Annotated in this window: 8 protein-coding genes and 1 pseudogene; 4 read left to right on the forward strand and 5 right to left on the reverse strand. The window is 63.8% G+C overall.

What is annotated here, in order from left to right; genetic code table 11:
* Nucleotides 1-75 precede the first annotated feature (75 nt).
* The gene (locus WG900_RS05280; RefSeq protein WP_339965278.1) at nt 76-795 is read left to right on the forward strand and encodes a sterol desaturase family protein; all 720 of its coding nucleotides are present in this window, start codon (nt 76-78) and stop codon (nt 793-795) included.
* On the opposite strand, the gene WG900_RS05285 is transcribed toward WG900_RS05280, so the two are convergent.
* Both WG900_RS05285 and topA read right to left on the reverse strand, forming a co-directional pair.
* Entirely contained in the window at nt 792-971 is a 180-nt protein-coding gene (locus WG900_RS05285; RefSeq protein WP_339965280.1) for a hypothetical protein, read from the reverse strand. The two genes, WG900_RS05280 and WG900_RS05285, sit on opposite strands and share 4 nt — an antisense overlap.
* Nucleotides 971-3580, reverse strand: a complete 2610-nt coding sequence (gene topA, locus WG900_RS05290; protein ID WP_339965281.1) for a type I DNA topoisomerase — start codon at nt 3578-3580, stop codon at nt 971-973. The genes WG900_RS05285 and topA overlap by 1 nt, the downstream gene beginning before the upstream one ends.
* 128 nt (nt 3581-3708) lie before the next feature.
* Between topA and WG900_RS05295 the strand changes: the two genes are divergently transcribed.
* Nucleotides 3709-4668, forward strand: a complete 960-nt coding sequence (locus tag WG900_RS05295; RefSeq protein ID WP_339965282.1) for a 2OG-Fe(II) oxygenase — start codon at nt 3709-3711, stop codon at nt 4666-4668.
* Nucleotides 4669-4676: 8 nt separating this feature from the next.
* Here WG900_RS05295 and dprA read toward each other — a convergent pair.
* Nucleotides 4677-5776: pseudogene (gene dprA / locus WG900_RS05300) on the reverse strand (DNA-processing protein DprA).
* Nucleotides 5777-5796: 20 nt separating this feature from the next.
* The gene (plsY, locus tag WG900_RS05305) at nt 5797-6387 is read right to left on the reverse strand and encodes a glycerol-3-phosphate 1-O-acyltransferase PlsY (RefSeq protein ID WP_339965284.1); all 591 of its coding nucleotides are present in this window, start codon (nt 6385-6387) and stop codon (nt 5797-5799) included.
* Nucleotides 6388-6466: 79 nt separating this feature from the next.
* Here plsY and murI point away from each other — a divergent pair, with 79 nt between their 5' ends.
* Nucleotides 6467-7276 carry a glutamate racemase gene (murI, locus tag WG900_RS05310; RefSeq protein WP_339965286.1) on the forward strand — a complete coding sequence of 270 codons (810 nt, stop codon included), beginning with the start codon at nt 6467-6469 and terminating at the stop codon, nt 7274-7276.
* Nucleotides 7277-7321: 45 nt separating this feature from the next.
* On the opposite strand, the gene WG900_RS05315 is transcribed toward murI, so the two are convergent.
* Nucleotides 7322-7747: a hypothetical protein gene (locus tag WG900_RS05315; protein WP_339965287.1), complete on the reverse strand. Its 426-nt coding sequence runs from the start codon at nt 7745-7747 to the stop codon at nt 7322-7324.
* A gap of 136 nt (nt 7748-7883) precedes the next feature.
* Between WG900_RS05315 and WG900_RS05320 the strand changes: the two genes are divergently transcribed.
* Entirely contained in the window at nt 7884-8234 is a 351-nt protein-coding gene (locus tag WG900_RS05320) for an MBL fold metallo-hydrolase (RefSeq protein WP_339965288.1), read from the forward strand.
* Nucleotides 8235-8322 lie beyond the last annotated feature (88 nt).

Here is an 8322-nt window from a genome sequence, read left to right on the forward strand (position 1 = left end):
GGCTCCCAAGTTGCCCGGATTTCCAACCCATGATAGCCTCCGCCCGTCGCGTCAGGTTTCGGGGGAAGTCCGCCGATGGGTACCTATCATTACATCGCCTTGGGCATGTTCGTCGCGCTCGCCATTCTCGACTATTTTGGACGCGGGCACCGGCTAGAAAGCGTGCCCTACTGGCCGCTCTTGGGAATCGTCTCGACCCTCAGTTATTTCGCGATCATCACCTACGCGCCGTTCCTTTGGGACGCCTGGCTCGGACAGTACCGGCTTATCCCGGCCGACACGTTTCCGCTTTGGCTGCAAGTGGTGGGCGGTTTCTTTGTCTACGAGTTCGGGGTCTATCTCTGGCACCGGACGATGCACAGCGTGGACTGGCTGTGGCGGCTGACGCACCAGATGCATCACAGCGCCGAGCGGGTCGATATCTGGGGTGCGTTTTGGTTTCACCCGCTGGATTCGCTGGGCTGGGCCCTGCTCGGTTCGCTGTCGCTGGTGCTGGTCATGGGCGTTTCAGCCGAGGCTGCGCTTATTATCGCTGTGCTGGGCACCTTTCCGGCGATGTTCCAGCACGTCAACATCCGCACCCCGCGCTGGCTGGGCTATATCGTTCAGCGGCCGGAGAGCCATTCGATCCACCACCAACGCGGCGTCCACGCCTACAACTACGCTGATATTCCGCTGTTCGATATGCTGTTCGGCACCTTCCGCAACCCGGAGGAATGGCAGGAAACCGCCGGATTCCACAAAGGTTCAACCATGCAGATTGGCTCGCTGCTGGCTTTCCGCAAAATCAGCTAACGCAGTTTCGCAATCCCGATACCGTCTTCCTTGGCGCGGTCCTTCGTCGATTCCTCGCTGCGGTTCAGGGCCTTGGCGATTTCCTTGAGGCCCTTGCCCTTGGCGGCGAGAGCACGCAGTTTCGCGACCTCTTCGCCCTTCCAGGCCTGGCGATGGCGGGTGAAGCTTTCGGCCATCAGAAAGGGACGTCCTCGTCCGCAACGACCTCGGCAGCGGCCTTCTTGGCGGGGGCCTTCTTGGCCGCCGCCTTCTTCGGAGCCGCCTTCCTGGCAGCAGGCTTCTTCGCCGGGGCCTTCTTGGCCGGAGCCTTCTTGCGGCCCTTGCCCTTCGCCGGACCTTTTGCGGCCCTCTCGGTGATCAGCGTGACCGCTTCTTCCTCGGTCAGGTCTTCGGGCTTCTTGTCACGCGGCAGGGTGGCGTTGGTCGCGCCGTCGGTGACGTACGGGCCATAGCGCCCCGCCATCAGTTTCATCTCGCCGCCGCTTTCCGGGTGCGAGCCGAAGACCTTGAGCGGTTCGGCCGCCGTGCGCGCGCCGCGTCCGCCGCCGGCAGCTGCTTCCGCCAGCTTGGCGACCGCGCTGTTCATGCCGGTCTCAAAGATTTCCGCCGTGCTGCGCAGCTTGGCATACTTACCATTGTGCGCGAGGTATGGTCCGTAACGTCCTAGACTTGCAGTGATAGGCTCTCCCGTTTCCGGGTGATTACCGACCGTGCGCGGCAGGCTCAGCAACTTGACCGCCCAGTCCAGATCCAGTTCGCCGATGTCCTTCGGAATCGATGATCGCGCAGCTTCCTTGCCCTCACCCAACTGGATGTAGGGACCAAATCGCCCAACCTTGCGCGTGATCGGCTCGCCCGTATCGGGATGCTTGCCGATCTCGCCGTCCTCACCGTCACCAGCGCCGCCCGGCTGGGCGAACTTGCGGGTGAACTTGCACTCCGGATAGTTCGAGCAGGCGACGAATGCGCCGTAACGACCGCCGCGCAGCGACAGTCGGCCAACGCCGCATTGCGGGCACTGTCGCGGATCGTGGCCTTCTTCCTTTTGCGGGAACAGGTAGTCGGACAGGAACTCATCGAGCGCCTCGGTGACTTCGCTGGGCTTGCGCTCCATGACCTCGTCGGACTTCGGCTTGAAGTCTTTCCAGAACTTGGCGAGCACGGTCTTCCACGCCTCGCGTCCGCCAGACACGTCGTCGAGTTCATCCTCCATCCCGGCGGTGAAATCATAGGCGACATAAGTCGGGAAAAAGCGCTCAAGAAACGCGGTAAGAAGTCGCCCGGATTCCTCTGCAAAAAAACGGTTTTTCTCGGTTCTTACGTAATTGCGATCCTTCAGCACCTGCAGTGTTGAAGCATAGGTCGAAGGCCGGCCAATGCCGAGCTCCTCTAGCCGCTTGACGAGGCTTGCTTCCGAATAGCGCGGCGGCGGCTGGGTGAAGTGCTGACTGGCCTCGACGCCCTTCTTGAGCGGCATATCGCCCTTATCCATCGGCGGCAGCAGGCCGCTTTCATCGTCCTCTGCGTCCTGCTTCTGGTCGCGGCCTTCTTCGTAGACGGCGAGGAAGCCGGGAAATTTGACGACCTGCCCATTGGCGCGCAGTTCGTGCATACCGGTGCCGTCACGCATGACGACGGTTGTGCGTTCAAGGCTTGCCGAGGCCATCTGACTGGCGATCGCGCGCTTCCAGACGAGGTCGTAGAGCCGCGCTTCGTCGCCCGAACCGTACTTGTCGACGGCGAAATCTACGGGGCGGATGGCTTCGTGCGCTTCTTGCGCATTCTTCGCCTTGGTTTCGTAAATGCGCGGCTTTTCAGGCAGGAAGTGGCCCGAATAGCGGTCATTGATCGCCTTGCGCGCGTCCTGGATGGCGCTGGGGTCCATCTGCACACCGTCAGTACGCATGTAGGTGATCGCGCCCGCTTCGTAGAGCGTCTGGGCGATCCGCATCGTGTGGCTGGCCGAGAATCCCAGCTTGCGCGCGGCTTCCTGCTGCAGCGTCGAGGTGGTAAACGGAGCGTAGGGATGCCGGCGGGTCGGCTTGGTCTCGATTTCCTCAACCCGGAAAGCGCCGCCTTCGACCGCGGCTTTAGCGCGCTCGGCAATGCCCTTTTCTCCAAGGCTCAGCTTTTCGAGCTTCTGCCCGCCAAACTTGACCAGCCGCGCGGTGAATTCGGTGCCGCCCTGCTCCATCTGGGCAACGACCGACCAGTATTCCTGCGGGTTGAACACCTCGATCTCGCGCTCGCGCTCGCAGATCAGGCGCAGCGCGACCGACTGAACGCGGCCCGCGCTCTTGGCGCCGGGCAGTTTGCGCCACAGCACCGGTGAAAGAGTAAATCCGAACAGGTAATCGAGTGCGCGGCGGGCGAGGTAGGCGTCGATCAGGTCCTGATCCAGCTCGCGCGGGCGGGTCATCGCCTCGGTCACGGTGGCCTTGGTGATAGCGTTGAAGGTGACGCGCTGGACATCCTTGGGCAGCGCCTTGCGCTTTGCCAGCAGCTCACGCACGTGCCACGAAATCGCCTCGCCTTCACGGTCAGGGTCAGTCGCGAGGATCAGACGGTCGGCCAGTTTGGCGGCATCGGTGATCGCCTTAACCTGCCGCGCCTTGTCGCCATACAGCTCCCAGTCCATCGCGAAGTCTTCATCGGGGCGAACCGACCCGTCCTTCGGCGGCAGGTCACGGACGTGGCCGTAGCTGGCGAGGACCTTGTAGTCCTTGCCGAGATACTTCTCGATAGTCTTTGCCTTGGCGGGGGATTCTACGATGACAAGTTGCATGGCCGAAAGGGTATTCCTTCACGTGTATGTACACGCGCGAGGGTGGGAGGGTTCGCTGGCCCCCGTCAACCACCTTCGTCAGGACGGGTTCTGGAATTGCGCGAACAGCTCTGGCATAGGCTGCGGTGATGAGCGGCAACCCACCCGAACTTGATCAGGCCATGCGGCTGTTTGCCGCCGGGCAGCGCCAGCGGGCCGTGACCCAAATCGAGGGTATGGTGCTGCGCGGCATGCCTCAGGCGATGCTGATGCTCGGCCACATGAAGTGGGGCGGCCACATCGCGCAGGATCCGGTTGGCGCACGCCGGCTCTATGAGCGCGCCGGATCGGCGGGATCGCATGACGGCGCCGTGGCGGCGACCAACTTGCTGGCAAGCGGTGTTGCCGGCGAGCGCAACTGGCTGGGCGCGATCGAGCGACTGCAGCAGGAAGCGGCGCGTGATGCGAAGCGCAAGGCGGCGCTCGATCTGATTGCGACGATGATGATCGACGTTCAGGGCAATCCGCTGGACCTCTCCAAAGGCGAACAGGTGAGCGATCAGCCGTGGGTCTCGATCTATCGCGGGCTCTTTACCGCTGCAGAGTGTGACTATGCGCTCAAAGTTGCCGAGCCGGGATACCAGCCATCGATGGTCTACAATGCCCAGCGCCAGCTGGTGCGCGATCCAATCCGGTCTTCCGATAGCTCGGTGCTGCACTGGCTGATTGAGGACCCGGCGATCCACGCGCTTAACCAGCGCATCGCGGCGGCGGCAGGGCTGCCGGCGGAGAACGGCGAGGCGGCGCAGGTTCTGCGTTACAAACCCGGGCAGGAATACAAGCCGCACCACGATTTCGTCCGCGCCGCCGAGAACCAGCGCACCATGACCGCGCTGGTCTGGCTGAACGATGGCTATGATGGCGGCGAGACCGCGTTCCTGAAGACCGGCCTCAAGGTCAAAGGCCGCAAGGGCGACGCAATGGTGTTCCGCAACACCCTGCCGGACCGCAGTCTCGACCTGCTGACCGAACACGCGGGTCTGCCGGTGAAGCGTGGGACGAAGCTGATCTACAACCGCTGGATCCGGGAAGCGCGCTGGCAGCCTTGATTGGTGACTTAAGCGGACAAACTCACCCGGCCCGCCGCATGCCGCACCAATCGCCCGGCGAGTTCCAGCTCCAGCAGCGCCATCTGCACTTCCGCCGGCGAGGCGCCCGATTGCCGAATCAATTCGTCAACCGCCACCGGCGCCGTGGTCAGCAGGCCGGTGATGTCGGGAGGCTCAGCCTCGGCATCGAACGTGTCGCACAACAGCGGTTCGGCGCTTTCCCGCAGGAAACTGCGCGGGGCGCCGGTGAAGCCTTCGATCAGTTCGAGGACGTCCTCGGGCCGCTGCACCAGAACGGCGCCTTCGCGGATCAGCTGATTGCAGCCGTGGCTGCGGCTGTCGAGCGGGGAGCCGGGAATGGCCATCACATCGCGTCCCATTTCCCCGGCAAGACGCGCGGTGATCAGCGAGCCGGACTTGGGCGCGGCTTATACGACCAGCGTGCCTGCCGCGATCCCGGCGATAATGCGGTTGCGCGCCGGGAAATGGCGGGCGAGCGGTTCTGTCCCGCAGGGCTGTTCGGCGATCAGCAGCCCCCTCTTCGCCCATCTGCGCCTGCAGATCCGCATGTTCAGGCGGGCAGGTAATCGATACCGCTGGCGATCACGCCGATCGTACCGCCGCCTCCCGAAGCCCCGGCCAGCGCGCCCCGGTGCGCCGCGCCATCAATCCCGCGCGCCAGTCCGGAGACGATAACCGCGCCCTGCCCGGCCAGTTCTGCAGCGAAATCGCGCGCCAGCTTGATCGCTGCAGCAGAGGCATTGCGCGCCCCTACCACAGCCACGCAAGGCCGCGCGCCGAGCGAGGCATCGCCTTTTACCGTCAGGATTGGCGGCTCGGAATCGCATCTGCGCAGCAAGGGGGGATAGTCTGGCGAGTCTTGGAACAGATAGCGCGCGCCTGAGCGGCGGACAGCAGCAATCTCCGCCTCGATGCGGTCGGCTGGGGCCGCGCGATAGGGACTGCCGCGCTTGCCAGCGATGTCGGGCAAAGCCTCCAGGGCTGCCCCCGCCGTGCCGAACCGCCTCAGCAATTGCGCATAGCTGACCGGCCCGACATTGGGCGAACGCAACAAGCGGATTCGCGAAAATGCCTCTTCCCGCGCCAGGTCCAGCGCCGTCTCCGCGCTTACCCCTTGCTGCCCACTTTCGGTTCGGTCCCGGCGCGCAGCCGGGAGATATTGGCGCGGTGCAGCCCGATTACCAACACGGCGAGCACCACCAGCACCGGCACGAACCCGGTGTAACCCAGCGCCCATGCTGCAATCGGCGCAGACACGGCCGCGCTCATCCCCGAGAGCGATGAAATGCGGGTGCCGGCCAGCATCCCCAGCCAGACGGCAGCGTAGATCGCGCCAATTGGCCAGGCGAGACCGAGTGCAACGCCCATCAGCGTGGCTACACCCTTTCCACCTTTGAACTTCAACCAGATCGGAAAGCAGTGGCCTATCACGGCAGCGAGACCGCCGATCGCCGGATCGCCGCCCAGCATATGCCGCGCCAACCACACCGCCGCGAAGCCCTTGCCAAGGTCAAGCAGCAGCGTGGCGGCTGCAAGCCCCTTGCGCCCGGTACGCAACACGTTTGTAGCGCCGATGTTGCCCGAACCCACCGAGCGCAAGTCCCCGCCTCCGGTCAGGCTAGTGAGGAGCAAGCCGAAGGGTATCGAGCCCAGCAAGTAACCGGCAAGCAGCACAGGCAGCAAGGTGGCCAGATCCATCACAATCCCCCGAACTCTGCATCAACCCTTAGCGCGGCAATGCTCTTTATCGGAACGGAAAAATGGCTATGCCGCCGATATGGCCCAAGTTCCCGACGCCGCTGCCCCCCTCCTGCTGTTCGATTCGGGCGTTGGCGGCTTGTCCGTACTGGCGGAAATCCGGAAAGTTCTGCCCGATGCTCCGGTCATCTACGTCGCTGACCACGCCGGCCTGCCCTATGGCGATAAGTCCGAGGCAGAGATTGCCGCAAGGGTCTGCGGCCTGCTGGGGCGACTGGCCGAGCGCTATCAGCCACGGCTCGTCTGCATCGCCTGCAACACCGCCTCGACCATCGCGCTGGCCATGGTGCGCGACGTTCTGGAAATCCCGATTGTCGGCACGGTGCCGGCGATCAAACCGGCGGCCGAGATCACCCAGACCGGCGTGATCGGCCTGCTGGGAACCGCCGCCACGATTCGTCAGCCCTATGTCGACCGGCTCGAGACGGCATTCGCCCGGGGCAAGGTGCTGCTGCGCCATGCCGCCCCCGGACTGGTCGCCGCTGCGGAAGCCAAGCTGCGCGGCCAACCGGTCGATCCCGCCGTCTTTGCCCGCGCGGCAGCCGGTCTCACCGCGCAGGTTCGCGGGGCAGAGATCGATACGGTCGTGCTGGCCTGCACGCATTTCCCGCTGGTCGAGCCTGAATTGGCCGAGGCATTCGGCGGCGCGGTCAATTTCGTCCACGGCGGCAGCGGGATCGCGCGCCGGGTACAGGTGCTGGTCGGCGGACAACGGTTCGACCGCGTCACGGAGGGCCTCGCACTGTTCACCGGCAAGGATGAGGCGGTAGCCCACCAGCTCGCCCCGGCGCTTGCCGATTTGGGACTTCACCAAATCGCCATGCTATAGGGCCCACAAATGACACGGCGCATCAACCTACTGCTTATGATCCTGCTAGTCTTCGTCGGCGCGCCGGTGTGGTATCTGTTTATCGACAGTTCGCCTTGGTCGAGCAGGCCGGCACGGCTGGACATAGCTGGCGCGCGTCAGCTTGTGGCCGCAGGGCGCGGGCAAAAACCTGACTAGGTCGCATTCGAACTCATCGGCTTCCGCAGCTCGACCGGCAATCTGCTGGCCGCCGGATCGAGTTTCCGGCCGCAGCTGGCTGGCGTGATGGCCTATCGCCTCGACGTGCCGGGCGCGCCGCCGATTATGATCGAAACAGGGCCCACACCGGCTCATGCGTAAGAACTGGGTATGGAGAATTTCGATGCGGCTGCTCAGGCGCGAGTCGACGATTTTTTGCGCTCTGCCAGCCTGATCCTTGTGACTCACAAACACGCCGACCATCTCGGATGGCCCGGCCGCGATAACCGCCACGCCCGGTGGCGATGCTATCGCAGCTAAGGCGCGGCTGAACAGATTTCAGGTCCCAGGCGGCCAAGGCAAGCTTACCCTGCCATGGGTATCCGTCCACAAGATTGCGGCTACAATCACACATGACCGACCGCAATTGGTGGCACCGGGCGTGGTCGTGATCCCGACACCAGGGCATTCTCCGGGTTCACAGATGATCTATGTGCAGCTCGCCAATGGCACGGAATTCCTGTTCGTCGGCGATACTGCGCCGCGCGAAGTCAGCTGGCTTGAGCGCCGACCGCCGGCCCGCCTGATCACCGATTTCTCCGCGCCGCAGAACCGGGTCGCGTTGATTGGCTGGCTTAACGGCTTGCACGATCTGGACCGGGCGGAACCGAGGCTGCACCTTATACCGGGACATGACCTTGATTGGCTGATCGACCCAAGCAACAAAACACTGCTGGTCCAGTTGCGTGACAGTTTGCCACAGAAAGTCGCTGGAAAGTGATCCTGCGATGGTCTAGAGGCGCTGCGTTTCGAGGAACCGGCTGCGAAGCCGCTGGGGATTTGCTCTACCCATGAACTACGACAAGATT

Origin of the sequence: Novosphingobium aquae (genome assembly GCF_037572715.1) — a bacterium.
Lineage (GTDB): Bacteria > Pseudomonadota > Alphaproteobacteria > Sphingomonadales > Sphingomonadaceae > Novosphingobium > Novosphingobium aquae.

What these genes read in the sequence shown, in the direction of transcription:
- WG900_RS05295 (WP_339965282.1), top strand. Translation starts at nt 3,709, where the DNA reads ATGAGCGGCAACCCACCCGAACTTGATCAGGCCATGCGGCTGTTTGCC.
- murI (WP_339965286.1), top strand. Translation starts at nt 6,467, where the DNA reads ATGGCCCAAGTTCCCGACGCCGCTGCCCCCCTCCTGCTGTTCGATTCG.
- plsY (WP_339965284.1), bottom strand. Translation starts at nt 6,387, where the DNA reads ATGGATCTGGCCACCTTGCTGCCTGTGCTGCTTGCCGGTTACTTGCTG.
- WG900_RS05285 (WP_339965280.1), bottom strand. Translation starts at nt 971, where the DNA reads ATGGCCGAAAGCTTCACCCGCCATCGCCAGGCCTGGAAGGGCGAAGAG.
- WG900_RS05280 (WP_339965278.1), top strand. Translation starts at nt 76, where the DNA reads ATGGGTACCTATCATTACATCGCCTTGGGCATGTTCGTCGCGCTCGCC.
- topA (WP_339965281.1), bottom strand. Translation starts at nt 3,580, where the DNA reads ATGCAACTTGTCATCGTAGAATCCCCCGCCAAGGCAAAGACTATCGAG.